Source organism: Streptomyces sp. NPDC087428 (genome assembly GCF_044744085.1).
Lineage (GTDB): Bacteria > Actinomycetota > Actinomycetes > Streptomycetales > Streptomycetaceae > Streptomyces.
This window is the reverse complement of record NZ_JBIUXR010000002.1, coordinates 349,697-365,288: the sequence shown is the minus strand read 5'-3', so window position 1 is coordinate 365,288 and position 15,592 is coordinate 349,697. Positions and strand designations below refer to the sequence as shown.

Annotated in this window: 13 protein-coding genes; 4 read left to right on the top strand and 9 right to left on the bottom strand. The window is 72.7% G+C overall.

What is annotated here, in order from left to right; genetic code table 11:
• Positions 1–42: 42 nt before the first annotated feature.
• The 5 genes from ACIO3R_RS05375 to ACIO3R_RS05355 all read right to left on the bottom strand — a co-directional run bounded on the left by ACIO3R_RS05375 (position 43) and on the right by ACIO3R_RS05355 (position 6,077).
• On the bottom strand, positions 43–1,560 hold the full coding sequence (locus tag ACIO3R_RS05375) for a phytoene desaturase family protein (RefSeq protein WP_402103514.1): 1,518 nt from the start codon (positions 1,558–1,560) through the stop codon (positions 43–45).
• 31 nt (positions 1,561–1,591) lie between these two features.
• On the bottom strand, positions 1,592–2,209 hold the full coding sequence (locus tag ACIO3R_RS05370) for a DUF4126 domain-containing protein (protein WP_402103512.1): 618 nt from the start codon (positions 2,207–2,209) through the stop codon (positions 1,592–1,594).
• A 361-nt stretch (positions 2,210–2,570) separates the two neighbouring features.
• A complete protein-coding gene (locus ACIO3R_RS05365; RefSeq protein ID WP_402103509.1) occupies positions 2,571–3,182 on the bottom strand; it encodes a TetR/AcrR family transcriptional regulator in 612 nt (203 codons plus the stop codon).
• A gap of 29 nt (positions 3,183–3,211) precedes the next feature.
• Positions 3,212–5,299 (bottom strand): YhgE/Pip family protein, encoded by a 2,088-nt coding sequence (locus ACIO3R_RS05360; protein WP_402103507.1) that lies wholly within the window; start codon positions 5,297–5,299, stop codon positions 3,212–3,214.
• Complete coding sequence (locus tag ACIO3R_RS05355; RefSeq protein WP_402103504.1) at positions 5,271–6,077, bottom strand: ATP-binding cassette domain-containing protein; 807 nt, start codon at positions 6,075–6,077, stop codon at positions 5,271–5,273. The genes ACIO3R_RS05360 and ACIO3R_RS05355 overlap by 29 nt, the downstream gene beginning before the upstream one ends.
• A 166-nt stretch (positions 6,078–6,243) precedes the next feature.
• Between ACIO3R_RS05355 and ACIO3R_RS05350 the strand changes: the two genes are divergently transcribed.
• The 3 genes from ACIO3R_RS05350 to ACIO3R_RS05340 all read left to right on the top strand — a co-directional run bounded on the left by ACIO3R_RS05350 (position 6,244) and on the right by ACIO3R_RS05340 (position 8,313).
• A complete protein-coding gene (locus ACIO3R_RS05350; RefSeq protein WP_363073664.1) occupies positions 6,244–6,768 on the top strand; it encodes an SAV_6107 family HEPN domain-containing protein in 525 nt (174 codons plus the stop codon).
• 103 nt (positions 6,769–6,871) lie between these two features.
• Positions 6,872–7,630: a methyltransferase gene (locus tag ACIO3R_RS05345; RefSeq protein ID WP_363021368.1), complete on the top strand. Its 759-nt coding sequence runs from the start codon at positions 6,872–6,874 to the stop codon at positions 7,628–7,630.
• Positions 7,631–7,914: 284 nt separating this feature from the next.
• On the top strand, positions 7,915–8,313 hold the full coding sequence (locus tag ACIO3R_RS05340) for a DUF3040 domain-containing protein (protein WP_402103500.1): 399 nt from the start codon (positions 7,915–7,917) through the stop codon (positions 8,311–8,313).
• Positions 8,314–8,542: 229 nt separating this feature from the next.
• On the opposite strand, the gene ACIO3R_RS05335 is transcribed toward ACIO3R_RS05340, so the two are convergent.
• From ACIO3R_RS05335 to ACIO3R_RS05320, 4 genes are all read right to left on the bottom strand, one after another.
• Entirely contained in the window at positions 8,543–10,954 is a 2,412-nt protein-coding gene (locus tag ACIO3R_RS05335) for a DUF3488 and DUF4129 domain-containing transglutaminase family protein (RefSeq protein WP_402103498.1), read from the bottom strand.
• A 10-nt stretch (positions 10,955–10,964) separates the two neighbouring features.
• Positions 10,965–12,350 carry a DUF58 domain-containing protein gene (locus ACIO3R_RS05330; RefSeq protein WP_385028956.1) on the bottom strand — a complete coding sequence of 462 codons (1,386 nt, stop codon included), beginning with the start codon at positions 12,348–12,350 and terminating at the stop codon, positions 10,965–10,967.
• Positions 12,350–13,396, bottom strand: a complete 1,047-nt coding sequence (locus ACIO3R_RS05325; RefSeq protein WP_385028959.1) for an AAA family ATPase — start codon at positions 13,394–13,396, stop codon at positions 12,350–12,352. The genes ACIO3R_RS05330 and ACIO3R_RS05325 overlap by 1 nt, the downstream gene beginning before the upstream one ends.
• A 252-nt stretch (positions 13,397–13,648) precedes the next feature.
• The gene (locus ACIO3R_RS05320) at positions 13,649–14,212 is read right to left on the bottom strand and encodes a beta-class carbonic anhydrase (protein ID WP_385028962.1); all 564 of its coding nucleotides are present in this window, start codon (positions 14,210–14,212) and stop codon (positions 13,649–13,651) included.
• Between the two features lie 400 nt (positions 14,213–14,612).
• Between ACIO3R_RS05320 and rsmH the strand changes: the two genes are divergently transcribed.
• A complete protein-coding gene (rsmH, locus tag ACIO3R_RS05315; protein WP_385028965.1) occupies positions 14,613–15,578 on the top strand; it encodes a 16S rRNA (cytosine(1402)-N(4))-methyltransferase RsmH in 966 nt (321 codons plus the stop codon).
• The last annotated feature ends 14 nt before the right edge of the window (positions 15,579–15,592 follow it).

Below are 15,592 nucleotides of genomic sequence, written 5' to 3'. Positions count from 1 at the left end.
TGCCACCTGACGGCCGGTCACCCCCACCGGACCCCCGCCGTCTCACTGGGAGCCGCGGAACCCGTCCCCCTCGACGATGAGTCCGGCGACCAGCGCCCCCGACATCCCCGCGTGCGCCAGTCCGCCGCCCGGATGCGCCCAGCCGCCCGCCAGCAGCAGCCCCGGCACCCGGGTGCCGTTCCCCGCGTGCAGATACCCGCCGCCGGCCCCGGCCAGCGCGGGCGGGGGAACCGCGCCCCCCTGCGCACCCGTCTCCGCCTCGGTCTCCGCGGGCGTCCGCACCTCCGCGTGGAGCAGCCGGTCCCGCAGGCCGGGCACGGCCGCGCCCGCCGCGTCGATCAGGGTGTCCGCGTACCGCGCCCGCAGCGCGGCGTCCGTCCAGTCCACCGGGCCGTGCGGAGCGACCGTCGCCACCAGCGTCACGGCCTCGTGGGACGCGTCGGGACGGGTCGAGGGGTCGTCGGGGCGCAGCACCGTCACCGTGGGGTGCGCGGCGAGCCGGCCCCCGAACACCGCCGCGCGCTCGGCCGCCCCGTCCGCCGGATGCACCAGCGTCCGGTGCACCGCATCCGCGGGCCGGGCGCCGCGCAGCGACAGCAGGACCAGGAACCGGCCCGCCGCCCCGGCTCCGCCCGGCCGCGGCTGAACCGTCACATCATCGTCCCGCCAGATCTCCTGACCGGGCATCAGCCCCGGATGCGGGCGGGCTCCGAGCACCACGTGGGCGGCCTCCGCGACCCTCCCGTCGGCCAGCTCCACACCCGCCGCCCGGCCGTCCTTCTCCACCACCCGGGTCACCTCCGCACCGAAGACGAACTCCACCTTCCGCGCCAGGCACCGCTCGTACACCGCCCGCGCCAGGGCTCGCGTTCCGCCGGAGACGTACCAGCTGCCGAACGTCTCCTCCATGTACGGCAGCAGGGCCGCGCTCGCCGGGGCGTGCAGCGGATCCAGGCCGTAGGACAGCGCGTACCCGTCGAGGAGGGCGGCCAGCCGGGGGTCCGCCAGCTCATGGGAACCCACCTCCGCCACCGTGCCGGCCCGCGACGCCGGGCGCAGCAGGCGCCGCCGTACCAGCGCCGGGTACGGATCGCGGGCCAGCACCTGCCAGTCGGGGCGCAGCGGCTCCTCCAGCAACGGCCGCCTGGACCGGTCCCAGGCATCCCCGGCCCGGTCCAGGAACGCGCCCCAGCTCGCACCGGCACCCTGCCCGAGCGCGCCGTCCAGCGCGTCGACGACCCCGGCCCGCGAGGCGTTCGGCAGCGACACCGCGGTGCCGTCCGCGAAGACGTGGCGGCTCGCCGGATCGACCTGGGTCAGGGTGACGCACCGCTCCAGCGGCTCCTTGCCCGTCTTCACGAACAGGTCGCGGTAGACCGCGGGCAGATGCAGCAGGGCGGGCCCGGTGTCGAACGCGAAGCCGTCCCGGGCATAGCGGCCGACCGAGCCGCCGAAGGTCTCCGACCGCTCGTACACCGTCACCCGGTGGCCTGCCACGGCCAGCCGTGCCGCCGCCGACATCGCGCCCATCCCGGCGCCGATCACCGCAATACGTGCCATGGCAGCGACCTTAACGGCCGTCACTGACAGCTCAGCCGTCAGGCCACTGGGAGACGGGCGAGACCGGCCGCCTCTCCTCCCGCCGCTGCGCCCTGCGGCGCAGGAAGCGGCGGATGCGGGAGGCCAGGAAGGCCACTGTCAGCAGGCCGAGCAGCAGCAGCGTCCCGGCGATGCCGGCCGCGATCACCGGATGGAAGAGGGCGAACGTGACCACCGCGGCCACGCCCAGGTCCTCGACCGTGCTCATGGCGATATTGCTGAACGGCTCGGGGGAGGTGTTGACCGCCATCCTGGTGCCCGCCTTCACCAGATGGCTCATCAGCGCGGTGGAACCGCCGACGGCCCCCGCCGCGAGCTCCGGCAGTGAACCGTCGTCGCCCGCCAGCAGCGCCGCGACGACCGCTCCGGCGAGCGGCCTGACGACGGTGTGCGCCGTGTCCCAGACCGAGTCCACGTACGGGATCTTGTCGGCCACCATCTCGCACAGGAAGAGCGCACCGGCCACGACGAGTACATCGGTGCGCTGGAGCGAGTCGGGCACCTCGTCGGTGACACCGGTCGCGCCGAGGACGCCGAGCAGGAGGACCACCGCGTAGGCGTTGATCCCGCTGGCCCAGCCGCTCGTGAACACCAGGGGGAGTACGGACACGGACGCGATCGTAGCCAGTCGGCGTACGGCCGCGGGAGCGCTTGGGTGCGCACGTCTGAGTATCCGTACCCAGAGCACGAGATGAGTAGGTACGCGGATGGGCCGCGACCTGCGCGGACGGCAGAGTGGGGACCACGGAAGGGGCGCTGCGCCGGTACCGCCGGCACGGGGCGGCGGAGCAGGCGCGGCACCTCGTCCGGAACGGGGGTGCGCGACGGAGGATCCGGGACCACGGGGGACGACGGGGTCACGGGGGAAGGTTCTCCGGCAGCACGGAAGACGCCGGTCCGGCGGGGCTCGGGGGGATCGAGCTCCGCCGGACCGGCGTCGTCGTCTGTCCGGCCGCCGCGCGGAGCGGAGGTCAGCGTCCGCTGACCCGCCCGTGCAGCAGCAGGGACAGCGCCGAGTGCACGTCGTCGATCGACCGCTCCGGCTGGAACGCCTGCCAGTCCAGCGCCGCCACCAGCACCATGCCGACCAGCGCGGCCGCCGTCAGCGGGATGTCGATCTCGTCGCTGAGCTCGCCGCCCGCGACCCCCTCCTTGAGCACTCCCTCGACCACGGCGACGGCCTCCTGACGGACCACCAGCAGGGTCGCCTGCCAGGCCCGGTTCGTGCGCCACAGCTCGGCCACGTACAGCTGGGTGAAGGCGGGATAGTGGTCGATGAACGCCAGGCCGGCCCGGATCATGGCGTCCAGCGCCTCGACCCGGCTGCCACCGCGCTCGTCGGTCTCCTCGGCCGCGGAGCGCAGCGAGGCGGTGAGCAGCCCGACGCCGTGGCGCAGCAGCTCCTCGAAGAGTTCGGTCTTGCTCTTGAAGTTGTAGTAGACCGTGCCCTTGGCGACCCCGGCCCGTTCGGCGATCTCGTCCACGGTGGTGGCCGAGAAGCCCTTCTCGGCGATGAGGGTCACGGCCGCCTCGTAGAGCTTCTGCCGGGTGGCCTGGCGGCGCGTGGTGCTACTGCTTTCCATGCTCCTGATTCTCACAGGTCCCGGGGCGCTCACAGGCTCAGTTCCGGGTGGAGCCGGTCCAGTGTCCACATCTGTTTGCGTCGTGCCGACACGGCGGTGAGCGCGAGCGCGCCCGCGGTGAAGGCCAGCAGCACCGCGCAGCCCTGCCAGACCGGGCCGAGACCGCCGCCCGTGATCAGCCGGCGCAGCCCCTCGACGACGTAGCTCATCGGCAGGTAGGGGTGGATCGCGTTGAAGAAGCCCGGACTGGTCTGCACGGGGTACGTGCCCCCGGCCGAGGTCAGCTGGAGCATCAGCACCGCGAGTACGAGGATGCGTCCCGCCGCCCCGAAGCGGGCGTTCAGCCACTGCACGATCGCGGCGAAGCAGCAGGTCACCAGTGCCAGGAAGCCGATCGTCCCGGCGGCCCTGACCATCTGGAGGCCGAGTCCCCAGTGCAGTACGGACATCAGCGCGCCCACCTGGAGCAGGCCGATCGCGGCCACCGGCAGCCAGCCCGCGAGGGCGATCCGCCAGGCCGGTGCCCCGGCGGCCAGCGCGCGCCGGTTGAGCGGCTGGATCAGCATGTACGCCACCATCGCGCCGACCCAGAGGGAGAGCGGGATGAAGTAGGGGGCGAAGCCGGTGCCGTAGTTGGGGGCGGCGTGCAGCGACCGGGACGCCAGCTGCACGGGGTCGGACATGACTCCCGTACGGGCGTCGCGGTCCTTCTTGTCGTAGTCGGGGATCTTGCCGACGCCGTCGTTGAGGCCCTGGGCGAGCGTGGCGGAACCGTCGCCGAGCCGGATCATTCCGCTGTCCAGGCTCGTCGCGCCCTTCTTGAGGTCGCCGACGCCGGTGTTCAGCTCGGCCGAGCCCGACTTGGCCGTGGCCAGCCCGGTGTGCAGCTGACCGGCGCCCTTGGCGACCTTGTGGGCACCGGTGTTGAGCGCGTTGACCTTCTTGACCGCGCTCTCCAGGTCCTCGTCCAGGTGCGGCGAGCGCGCCGCGAGGGCGTCTGCCTGCTCCTGAAGGGTGGTCAGCTGACCGCGCAGCTTCTTGAGGTCCCCGTGCTGGTTCCTGACCAGGACGTTCACGTCGTCGGCCACGGCCGCGACATCGGCCGCCGCCGTCACGGCCCGCTTCAGCGGCGGACAGACGGTGGGGTCGGGGAGCGGCTGCTCCTCGCACCGGGTGCGGTGGACGTCGGCGAGATCGTCGGAGGCCGTGTGCGCGGCGGTGGCGGCGGCGGGCGCGGCCTTCACCAGCACGTCGAGGTTGTCCCGTACGGTCTGCGAGGAATCGGCGACCAGCCTGGCCGTGTCACCGATCGACTTCCCGTTGTCCTTCAGGAACGGGCGGACATCGGCCGCCACCCCGTTGACCTTGTCGGCGAGGAGCTGGGTGCCGTCCGCGACCTGGCGCGAGCCGGTCTCCAGGTCGCTCGCGCCCGTGTTCAGCTTGACGATGCCGCCGGCCAGCCTGCTGCTGCCGGCCTTCGCGTCCTTCAGCCCGTCCGCGAGGTCCTTCGAGCCCTTCTTCGCCTTGCCGATCCCGCCCTTGAGGTCGTCGGCGCCCCTGGCAGCCTTGGCCGTCGCGTCGTGGAGATCGGAGAAGTTGATGAAGATCCGGTCGAGGAAGCCGCGCGAGGCGTTGGCCGAGGCGGCGGTGCGGACCTCGGAGAAGACCGTCCGGGAGATCTGGCCGACGATGTAGTTGTTCGCGTCGTTGGTGCGCACCTGGAGCGCACCGGTCTCGGGGGAGTCGCCCGCACTGGAGGCGATGCGGCTGCTGAAGTCCGACGGCATGGTCAGCGAGAGGTAGTACGTGCCGTCCTCGACGCCCTTGCCGGCCTCGGCGGCGCTCACCTCGTGCCAGTCGAAGACCTTGGAGTCGAGCAGCTTGCCGGTGATCTCGTCCCCGGCCGCGATGCGCTTCCCCTCGGCGGAGGCGCCCTTGTCGTCGTTGACCAGGGCGACCGGGATGCGGTCCAGGCGGCCGTACGGGTCCCAGAACGACCACAGGTACAGGGCGCCGTAGAGCAGGGGCAGCAGCAGGAGTGCGGCCAGCGCCGCACGGGGCAGCCTCCCCCTGCCGAAGCGCCTCAGCTCAAGAGCGGCCAGTCTCGGCGAACGCATCGGCCGTCCCTTCGTCGTCCGTGGGGTCCGCCGGTTCCGCGGCGTCCGTGGTGTCGGTACCGCTGGAGTGCCGCGCCGTCCCGGGGGCGTCCGTGTGTACGGTGAGCGCGTCCTCGGGGGCCTCGCTGCACACGGCGAGCACGGTCGTGCCGTCGGCGGCGAGGGAGCGCAGCAGCTCCCAGGCCTCGGCGCGCTCGGTGTCGGAGAGCTTGAGATCGGCGTCGTCCACCGCGATCAGCGCGGGCCGGCCGATCAGCGCGAGGGCGAGTGAGAGCCGCAGGGCCTCCAGCCGTTCCAGATCCCGTACGGAGGTCCGCTCGGCCTTGGGCAGCGTGGCGGGGTCGAGTCCGGCGGCGTCCAGCGCCGCGTCGATCCGGGCCCGTGCCGTGGCGGCGCGCTCGCGGCGCGGTCGCAGCAGGGCGCGCAGGGAGCCGTCGTAGCGGCGCTGGAGCAGGGCGCGTTCGCGCAGGTGCTCGGCGACCGTGAAGGCCGGGTCGAGCTCGCTGACCCCGGGTACGGGGCCCAGTGCGGCGACGCGTCGTACGGCGGCGGCCCGGCGCGGCAGGCGCAGGCCGCAGGTCTCGGCGTGGCCCTCGGTGGAGCGCATCCGGCCGGTGAGGGCGAGCAGCAGGCAGGTGCGGCCGGAGCCGGACGGGCCCTCGACCGCGATCAGGGAGCCGGGCCCGGCGCTGAAGGTCACCCCGCGGAAGGCCCAGCCGCGCGGCCCTTTGAGCCCGAGGTTCTCGGCGGTGACGGCTGCCCCGTGCGGGCTTTCCACAAGCCCTCTCCGTTCTTTAAACTGACTGGTCAGTGCAAAAAGGTAGCGGGAACTCGCGATGGAAGCAAAACCCCAGGTCAGGAGCTGATCGACGCCGATTGTCAGTGGGGGCCGTCACGATGGATACAGACGGCCACGAAGCCGTTACGAGACAGGAGGTTCTGTCATGGCCCACTCGTCCGCAGCAGCCGCTCCGCGACGCCGCGCAGACGGCCCTGCCCCCTCACCGACCGGCCCGGCGCACGACGTCCACCCCGTTCTGCGGCGCGCCACGGCGCCGCCCGCCGCCCTCGATCTCCTCGCCCAGGCCCGCGCCGGCCTAGAAGAGGCAGCTGTTCTCGACGTCCCCAACGAGCGCTATGCCACCGCCCACCTCGCCGCGCTCCGCGCCGCCGCCGCGGTTCTCGCCGTCCGGGGGCGCCCCGAGACCTCCCGGCGGCGCCGGGAGCGGATCCGCAGCGCCTGGGAGGTCCTCCCGGAGATCGCCCCCGAGCTGACCGAGTGGAGCGCGCTGTTCGCCTCGGGCGCCCGGCGGCGGGCCCGAGCGGAAGCGGGCATACCCGGAGCGGCCGGCCGGCGGGACGCGGACGACCTGCTGCGGGACGCGGCGATGTTCCTGCGCCTGGTGGAGCGGCTGCTGGTCCTCCAGCCGGTGCTTCCGCAGCCCCGCGGGGAGCGGCCCGAGGAGTGAGGGCGGCGCGGGCGGCGCGAGGCAATAGGGTGGACGGGACCTATCACCTGCGCTGTTCACGCTCCGCCGTCAGCGGCGGCACCGTGCCGAGGAGACTACTGCCGTGTCGGACCAGCTGCGCCCCCGCGCCTCCCTTCGTACCGCCGTGGTCTGGGAGGTCCTCAAGGACGCCCTCGACCGTCGGGTCAAGGCGACCGGCAGGGACGCCCTGGACGTACTGGACACCGGCGGCGGCACGGGCAACTTCGCCGTACCGGTGGCCCGCCTCGGCCACCGGGTCACCGTCGTCGACCCCAGCCCCAACGCGCTCTTCGCGCTGGAGCGCCGCGCCGCGGAGGCCGGGGTCGCCGACCGTGTCCGCGGTGTCCAGGGCGACATCCTCGGACTGTTCGACGTGGTCGAGCGCGGTGGTTACGACGCGGTGCTCTGCCACGGCGTCCTGGAGTACGTGGACGACCCCGCGGAGGGCGTGCGGAACGCGGTCGACGCGCTCCGCCCGGCGGGAGCCCTCAGCCTGCTCGCCGCCGGGCTGGGCGGCGCGGTCCTGGCCCGCGCGCTCGCCGGTCACTTCACCGAGGCCAGGCAGGCGCTCAGCGACCCGGCGGGCCGCTGGGGCGAGGGCGACCCGATGCCCCGGCGGTACACGGCGGACCAGCTCACCGAGCTGGTCTCCGCGGCCGGTGTCGAGGTCGGCGCGGTCCACGGCGTACGCGTCTTCGCGGACCTCGTACCGGGCGTCCTGGTGGACACCGAGCCCGGCGCGATGGAAGCCCTGCTCAAGCTGGAGACGGCTGTCGCCGAACTGCCGGCGTTCCACTCGGTGGCGACCCAGCTGCACGTTCTGGGCACCAAGCACGCCTGAGGCACCGGCCGGATCGAGCCGCTAGCGCGGCTGATCAGCAACGCAGCCGCAGACGGAGTACGGCCCAGCAGCCCCGATCAGCGCTTCGGCCCCGTATGATCGGGGGACACCATCCGGCATGACGGACCGGAGGTTGGGGAATCAACGCCTCAGCAGCTGAGCCGTCGTGGCGGCCCGGACTGGCTGATTGGCAAAGAGGGCGGGTTTCACGGGGACGATTCCCTGCCTATCCTGAAAGGGCCGCATACCGGCCGCCCCCCGCGGCCGACGACGAGGAGGACTCCGTGCCGCTCTCGGAGCACGAGCAGCGAATGCTCGAGCAAATGGAGCGAGCGCTGTACGCCGAAGATCCCAAGTTCGCGACAGCGCTCGAGGGAAGCGGGCTGCGTACGTACACCCGGCGACGGGTCTACCAGGCAGTTGCTGGCTTCCTGGTGGGTATCGCGCTCCTCATGGCCGGAATGGTCGCCCAGCAGATCTGGATCAGCGTGGTGGGGTTCCTCGTCATGCTGGGCTGCGCGGTGCTCGCGGTCACGGGGTGGCGCAAAGCGCCCAAGCCCGGTGAGCAACAGACGGCCGGGGCCGGAGGCGGGGGCGAGCGTCGACAGCCCAGACAGCGCCGGACCGTGATGAACCGTATCGAGCAGCGGTGGCAGCGCCGCCGTGATGAGCAGGGCCAGTAAGCGCTTCGCACACTTATGGGTGAGGGGCGGTCGCATTTCTGCGACCGCCCCTCACACGTGTGTCCACGCCGCGGCGCCGGCCGGACGGGTGTGCGCACCCGGCCGCCGGCCGCGCCGGAGAGAACTGTCGGGTGGACCGGGAACGGCGTCCGGCACGGCGTCCGGCACTGCTGCGGTCCGCGACACGGCGTCCTGGCGGGCCCGGGAGCCCACCAGAACGCCGGAGCGGTCAGCCCTCCTGGTGGGACGGGCGCCGCAGCCACGTGGGGCGTCGGGGCAGGTGCCACCGGGCGGTCAGGGCTGACCGGCGCTCCGAGGCCGCCCACACCACCCGTACGGCCGATCGCGGTGCCACGACCGCGCGGAGCCGGGTGGACCGGCCGACGGAGGCCCGCAACGCGGTCCGTACCGCCTGCACGTCCTCCGAGAGCCCTGCCCCGGGGCGCGGCTCCGGCGCGTAGAGCACCTGCTCCACCGCGCCCGCCACCCGGTGCACCGCCTCGGCCCCGTCGGTGCCGAGCTGCCCCAGCCGCACGATCCGGGCCGCGGCCTTGCGCGGGGTCAGGGACTCGTCCGGGACGATGCCGTGGTCCCACGCCGTGTCGGTGATCTCCCGCCAGGCCGCCAGCGTTCTGGCGACGGCGTCGCCCGGCGTACGCCCGGCGGAGAAGCTCAGCCTGCGGGCCCGCGCCCGGATCCGCCAGAGCATCGGCAGCGACGGCAGCAGGAGTACGAACAGCACCAGCAGGATCACGCCGAGCACCGTGCCCGTCGGCGTCCCCGAATCCGTCGGCCCCGCCGCTCCGGAAGCCACCGGACTGCCGCACTCGCCCTGCTTGCGCAGCTGCGGCGGGCAGCTGTCAGAGGCGGACGGAGCGACCGGCGTGGCGGCCGACGCGCCCGTCTCCGGGCGGGCCGGATCGGCCGGGTCGCCGGAAGGCGCGTCCGGCACGGTGTACGACGGCGCCGTGCCACGCGTCGGCGTCGGCTCGAAGCGGGTCCAGCCGATGCCCTCGAAATACAGCTCCGGCCAGGCGTGTGCGTCGCGCAGCCCGATCGACATCGAACCGTCTGACTGCGCGGTACCGGGGGTGAAGCCGATGGCGACCCTGGCCGGGATGCCGAGCGTCCGGGCCATCGCGGCCATCGTGAAGGAGAAGTGGACGCAGAAGCCCTCCTTGTCCTTGAGGAAGCGGCCGATCGCCGCGCTGCCGGTGCCCGAGTTCACCGAGGTGTCGTAGGTGAACCCGCCGTCGGAGGCGAAGTAGTCCTGTAGCTTCACCGCCTGCTCGTAGGCGTTGCGGGAACCCCTCGTCACCTCGTCGGCGGTCTCCTTGACCACCTTCGGCAGTGAGTCGGGCACCTGGGTGTACTCGCGCTGGAGGGCGGCCGGGGCCGGCCTCGCGTCGGCGAGCTGCTCCGATGTCGGCTGCACGAGCAGGCTGGAGACCTCGTACTGCGCACCCCGGGTCGTCTCCCCGTCGTCACCGACGAGGGTGCGCCCCTCGGACTCGTACCGCCAGTGCCCGCCGACCCTGACCTCGGTCGCCGGATAGGGAAGCGGCAGATAGGTCTGCCGGTACGAGGGGGACGCGGAGATGTTGGAGCTGATCTCGGTCACCGCGACCTCCGGGGACAGACCCCCGGGGCTCGGAAGCCGCTTCGGTACGTCTTTCAGCCGTCGGGTCGACGCCCGCCATTCGTTTCCGTTGAACTGGTCCAGCGCCAGGATCCGCAGATAGAAGTCCTGCGGACTGTTCGAGTTGGTGCGGTACGACATCACCTGCCGGTTCTCCGGCTGGTTGAGGTTGTTCTGCAGGGAGACCAGCGGGTTCACCGCGGAGATGGTGCCGCCACCGCCCCCTCGGCCGTTGCCGGCCCCCGAACCGGCCAGCAGACCGCCGTCGAGAGCGGGCAGCGCCGCGGGCACGACCAGCGCGACACCCAGGGCCAGCGCGCCGATGCGGCGCCCCGTGCGTACCGGGGCGAGCGCTCCGCCCCCCGAGAGGTCGCCGCCGGCCGGGCCGCCCCTGGACCTGCTGCCGGCACCGCCGAACACCCGGCCCCACTGGGAGAGCCGGTCGCGCCCCTCGGCCAGCAGCAGGAGCAGATAGCCGCAGGCGGCGAGGAGGAACCACAGCCAGTCCGCGCCGCCGTCCGACAGCCCGGCCGCGACGGAGTACAGGGCCAGCAGGGGCAGCCCGGCCGGTGCGGCGCTGCGGAACGTCACCGCCAGCACGTCCACCGCGAGACCGACCAGCAGCACACCACCCACCAGCATCAGCCGGATGCCCGCCGTGGCCGGTGCCGGGATCGCGTACCGGCCGACGTCATCGGCGCCCGCCGACAGCAGATCCGCGAGCAGCCGCACGGCCTGCGGCCCCGGCAGGAACCCCGCCGGGGCCTGCTCCCGGGCGAACGCCATGGTCAGCAGCACCAGCGTGACCAGCATCTGCGCGGCGACGGTCAGCAGCCGCGGCAGCGGCACCCGGCGGCCGAGCGCACCCACGCCGTACTGGATGGCCAGCAGGAACACGGCCTGCATCATCCAGCTGACCTGGTCGACCAGCGGCAGCATCGAACACGCCGCCATCAGCGTCGCCGCATAGGCGCACAGCGCCAGCCGACCACGACCGCTCATGCCCGTCCCCTCATGACCAACCACCGGAGAAACCTGTCGTACCGCCCGTCGCGCCGCCCACGGCGGCGGACTGCGTCAGCGAACCCAGATGGCTCGCCTGCTGCCACAGCGGGGCGAGATCCGTTCCGGGCCCCACCGCGACCGCCGTCCACCCCGACTCGCGCAGCAGCCGCAGCCGCTGCTCGGAGGCCGCCTCGGCGGCGGGCGACTCACCGTGCACCCAGGCGGCGCTGTCCAGCACGAACGCGACGGCGCCACCGCTGCGCTGCCGCATCCGGGCGGCCACGGCCGCCTGCTCCTCGTCCAGGTCGCCGAGGAACGCGATCAGCAGGCCCTCGTTGCCGCCGCGCAGCACGTCGTACGCACGGGAGAGACCGCCCCCGTCGGAGTGGTCGACGACGGCGAGGGTGTCCATCATCAGCCCGGCCGCGGCCGCGGAGTCCTGGCCGGAGCCGGCGAAACCGTCCGACCCCTCGCCCGGGAGCGGGCTGCCCTCGTCCGTCAGCAGCCGGACCGTGAAGCCCCGTTCCAGCATGTGCATCACCGCGGAGGCGGCCCCCGACACGGCCCACTCGAACGCCGAGTCGGGCCCCGTCCCCTGGTACGCGGTCTGCCGGGTGTCCAGCAGCACCGTGCATCTGGCCCGCTGCGGCTGCTCCTCGCGGCGCACCATCAGCTCGCCGTAGCGCGCGGTGGAGCGCCAGTGGACGCGGCGCAGATCGTCGCCGTGCCGGTAGCCGCGCGGGATCACGTCGTCCTCGCCGGCCAGCGCCAGCGACCGCTGCCGCCCCTCGCCGTACCCGGAGGACTCGCCCGCCAGCCGCACCGGCGGCAGCGGTTCGGTGCGCGGGATGACGACGAGGGTGTCGTACGCGCTGAACGAACGTGTCAGCTCGCACATCCCGAACGGATCGCTCAGCCGCAGTTGCAACGGGCCCAGCGGATAGCGCCCGCGCAGATCGGACTGCACCCGGTAGGACACCTCGCGCCGGCCGCCCGCCTCCACCCGGTCCAGGACGAAGCGGGGGCGTGGGCCGAGCACGTACGGCACCCGGTCCTGGAGCATCAGCAGACCGGTGGGCAGCCGCGAGACGTTGTCCATCCGCAGATGGACCCGGGCCTCGGAGCCCGCGGGGACCCGGGACGGCGAGAGGCGCCGGGTGCCCGCGACCCGGTAGCGGGTCCGGACGAGCACCGTCACACAGACCAGCGGCAGCACGGCGAGCAGCAGCCCGACGCGCAGCAGGTCTCCCTGGCCCAGCACATACGCGCAGACCGCGGCGGCGATACCCGCCGCGAGGAAGGATCGGCCGCGCGTGGTCAGCCCGCTCAGAGCGGCCCGCAGACCGCCTTTGCCGTCGCTGTCGTCCATCGCGGTGGGCCCCCCGGGGCTCATCAGGGCCGCCGTACGCCGGGCTGCCGGCTGCCGTACGCGGCGCCCGGCTGGTGCTGCGGCGCCGGGATGCCCGCACCGCCCGCCGCCGTCGGCACCGGTGTCTGCTGGAGGATCTCCAGCACGACCTGCTCGGCGGTACGGCGGTTCAGCTGGGCCTGGGCGGTCGGCAGCAGCCGGTGCGCGAGGACCGCGACCGCCAGCGCCTGCACGTCGTCGGGCAGGCAGTAGTCCCGGCTGCTCAGCGCCGCGGAGGCCTTCGCCGCGCGCAGCAGGTGCAGGGTGGCGCGGGGCGAGGCGCCGAGCCTGAGATCGGGGTGGCTGCGGGTGGCCCCGACCAGCTGCACCGCGTACCGGCGGACGGCGTCGGCGACGTGGACCGTCCGCACCGCTTCGATCAGCTTCGCGATGTCGTGTGCGTGCGCCACCGGCTGGAGGTCGTCCAGGGGCGAGACACCGCCGTGCACGTCGAGCATCTGGAGCTCGGCCTCCGGGCTGGGGTAGCCGATCGACACCCTCGCCATGAACCGGTCGCGCTGGGCCTCGGGCAGCGGGTACGTGCCCTCCATCTCCACCGGGTTCTGGGTGGCCACGACCATGAAGGGGTCGGGCAGTTCGTAGGTGTGCCCGTCGATCGTGACCTGACGCTCCTCCATCGACTCCAGCAGCGCGGACTGGGTCTTGGGCGAGGCGCGGTTGATCTCGTCGCCGATCACGATCTGGGCGAAGATCGCGCCCGGTTTGAACTCGAACTCGCGGCGCTGCTGATCGAAGATGGACACCCCGGTGATGTCCGAGGGCAGCAGGTCCGGTGTGAACTGGATCCGTCGCACCGAGCAGTCGATGGACCGTGCCAGCGCCTTGGCCAGCATGGTCTTGCCGACACCGGGGACGTCCTCGATCAGCAGGTGTCCCTCCGCGAGCAGCACGGTCAGCGAAAGCCGTACGACCTCAGGCTTGCCCTCGATCACACTCTCCACCGACTTGCGCACCCGCTCCGCTGTGGTGGTCAGATCTGTGAGGCTCGCTCGCTCGTCATAGGTCGTCACCCGGCCCTCCTCGGCCCTGCCCCGCGCTCACCAGGAGCACGGGATTCCCCAGTCACGGGCCGGCGCCCTCGTGCGGCCCGGCCCACCCCGAAACACGGACACCGCGGCGGACGGCGTCCGACGGGGTGTCACCCCCGCATTCTTGTTGCCGTTACCGCTTCGTGTCACTCGCCTGTGGATAACTGGTGCCGATATGTCGGGTTGGGGGTGTTTTTCTATGCCGGACTGCGTCTTTCCGGGTCTTTCCGGAGGTCAGGAAGCCGGAAAGATCTCGCGCAGCAGACCGCTGGTCACATCGAAGACGAAACCGCGCACGTCATCGTTGTGCAGCAGGAACGGCGACGTGCGGACCCGCTGCATCGACTGCCGTACGTCCTGGTCCGCGTCGGTGTAGGCCTCCACGGCCCAGACGGGGCGCTGGCCGACCTCGCCCTCCAGCTGCTGGCGGAACTCCTCGGTGATCGACTCCATGCCGCAGTTCGTGTGGTGGATCAGGATCACGCTGCGGGTGCCGAGGGCCCGCTGGCTGATGGTCAGCGAGCGGATCACGTCGTCGGTGACCACGCCGCCCGCGTTGCGGATGGTGTGGCAGTCGCCGAGCGCCAGGCCGAGTGCCTTGTGCAGGTCGAGGCGGGCGTCCATGCAGGCGACCACGGCGACGCGCAGCACCGGCTTCGCGTCCATCCCGGGATCGCTGAACTCGGAGGCGTAGTGGACGTTCGCCTCGACGAGGCGGTCGGTGACCGTCCCGCCGGTGCGGACCTGGCCTGCGACGGGGGCGGACGGCTCGGCGGGGGAATGCGCGGAAGTCGACATGGACAAGACGTTAGCCGCGAGGGCCGCTCCGGCGTGGCGTGGAAGCGGACAAAGAACATCAACGACGTTTGTTGTGAGGTAACCCACAAGCCTCACACCCGGTCGCCCGGCCGGGTGAACAAAGGGAGGGCCGACGCGCTGCCGGGTTGATTGATCGGGAATCGATCGAATGGCAGGGTGGAACAAGACCGACTGCCGGTCGGTCTAAAGTGACGGGAAGTTACCGACACCCTGCACATTCCGAAGTTTCCCCGTGTGCGCGGCGTACGTACGGCCCGGCCCTCTCCCGCTCGCCGGTCGGCTGACGCCCCTTCCCCGGCGCCGGCGGACCTCCCCTTCGCGAGCGGGCGGGGACCAGGCCGTACGTACAGCCACCCGGGACCTGAGCCTGAGAGGGCGCATGAGCCAGACCCGACACGTCCCGGTGATGCTCCAGCGGTGCCTGGACCTGTTGGCCCCGGCTCTTGAGGCACCGGGACCGCAGCCGCCCGTGGTCGTCGACTGCACGCTGGGCCTCGGCGGACACAGCGAGGCACTGCTCGCCGCCTTCCCCACCGCCCGGCTGATCGCCCTGGACCGGGACAAGGAGGCGCTGCGCCTCTCCGGCGAGCGCCTCGCCCCCTACGGCGACCGCGCCGAACTGGTGCACGCCGTCTACGACGAACTGCCCGAGGTGCTCGACCGGCTCGGCGTCCCCAAGGTCCAGGGGATCCTGTTCGACCTCGGCGTCTCCTCCATGCAACTGGACGAGGCCGACCGCGGATTCGCGTACGCCCAGGACGCCCCGCTCGACATGCGCATGGACCAGACGACCGGCATCGGCGCCGCCGAGGTGCTCAACACCTATCCGCCCGGCGAACTGGTCCGGATCCTGCGGGCGTACGGCGAGGAGAAGCAGGCCAAGCGGATCGTCTCCGCCGTCGTCCGCGAGCGCGAGAAGGAGCCCTTCACCAACAGCGCCAGGCTCGTCGAGCTGATCCGCGACTCGCTGCCGCAGGCCGCCAAGCGCACCGGCGGCAACCCCGCCAAACGCACCTTCCAGGCGCTGCGCATCGAGGTCAACGGCGAGCTCACCGTGCTGGAGCGGGCGATCCCGGCCGCTGTCCGGAGCCTCGCCGTCGGCGGCCGCATCGCCGTCCTCTCGTACCACTCGCTGGAGGACCGGCTGGTCAAGCAGGTGTTCGCGGCGGGCGCCGCCAACACCGCTCCGGCCGGGCTGCCGGTCGTCCCCGAGCGCTACCAGCCCCGGCTGAAGCTGCTGACCCGGGGCGCGGAGCTGCCCACGGAGGAGGAGGTCGCCGAGAACCGGCGCGCCGCCCCCGCCCGGCTGCGCGGCGCCCAGCGGATCCGGGCGGAGGAGCGATGAGCCCCCGGAGCCCC

Coding starts and splice junctions, on each gene's coding strand:
- ACIO3R_RS05375 (WP_402103514.1), bottom strand. CDS start 1,560: ATGGCACGTATTGCGGTGATCGGCGCCGGGATGGGCGCGATGTCGGCG.
- ACIO3R_RS05360 (WP_402103507.1), bottom strand. CDS start 5,299: ATGCGTTCGCCGAGACTGGCCGCTCTTGAGCTGAGGCGCTTCGGCAGG.
- ACIO3R_RS05350 (WP_363073664.1), top strand. CDS start 6,244: ATGGCCCACTCGTCCGCAGCAGCCGCTCCGCGACGCCGCGCAGACGGC.
- ACIO3R_RS05335 (WP_402103498.1), bottom strand. CDS start 10,954: ATGAGCGGTCGTGGTCGGCTGGCGCTGTGCGCCTATGCGGCGACGCTG.
- ACIO3R_RS05365 (WP_402103509.1), bottom strand. CDS start 3,182: ATGGAAAGCAGTAGCACCACGCGCCGCCAGGCCACCCGGCAGAAGCTC.
- rsmH (WP_385028965.1), top strand. CDS start 14,613: ATGAGCCAGACCCGACACGTCCCGGTGATGCTCCAGCGGTGCCTGGAC.
- ACIO3R_RS05330 (WP_385028956.1), bottom strand. CDS start 12,350: ATGAGCCCCGGGGGGCCCACCGCGATGGACGACAGCGACGGCAAAGGC.
- ACIO3R_RS05320 (WP_385028962.1), bottom strand. CDS start 14,212: ATGTCGACTTCCGCGCATTCCCCCGCCGAGCCGTCCGCCCCCGTCGCA.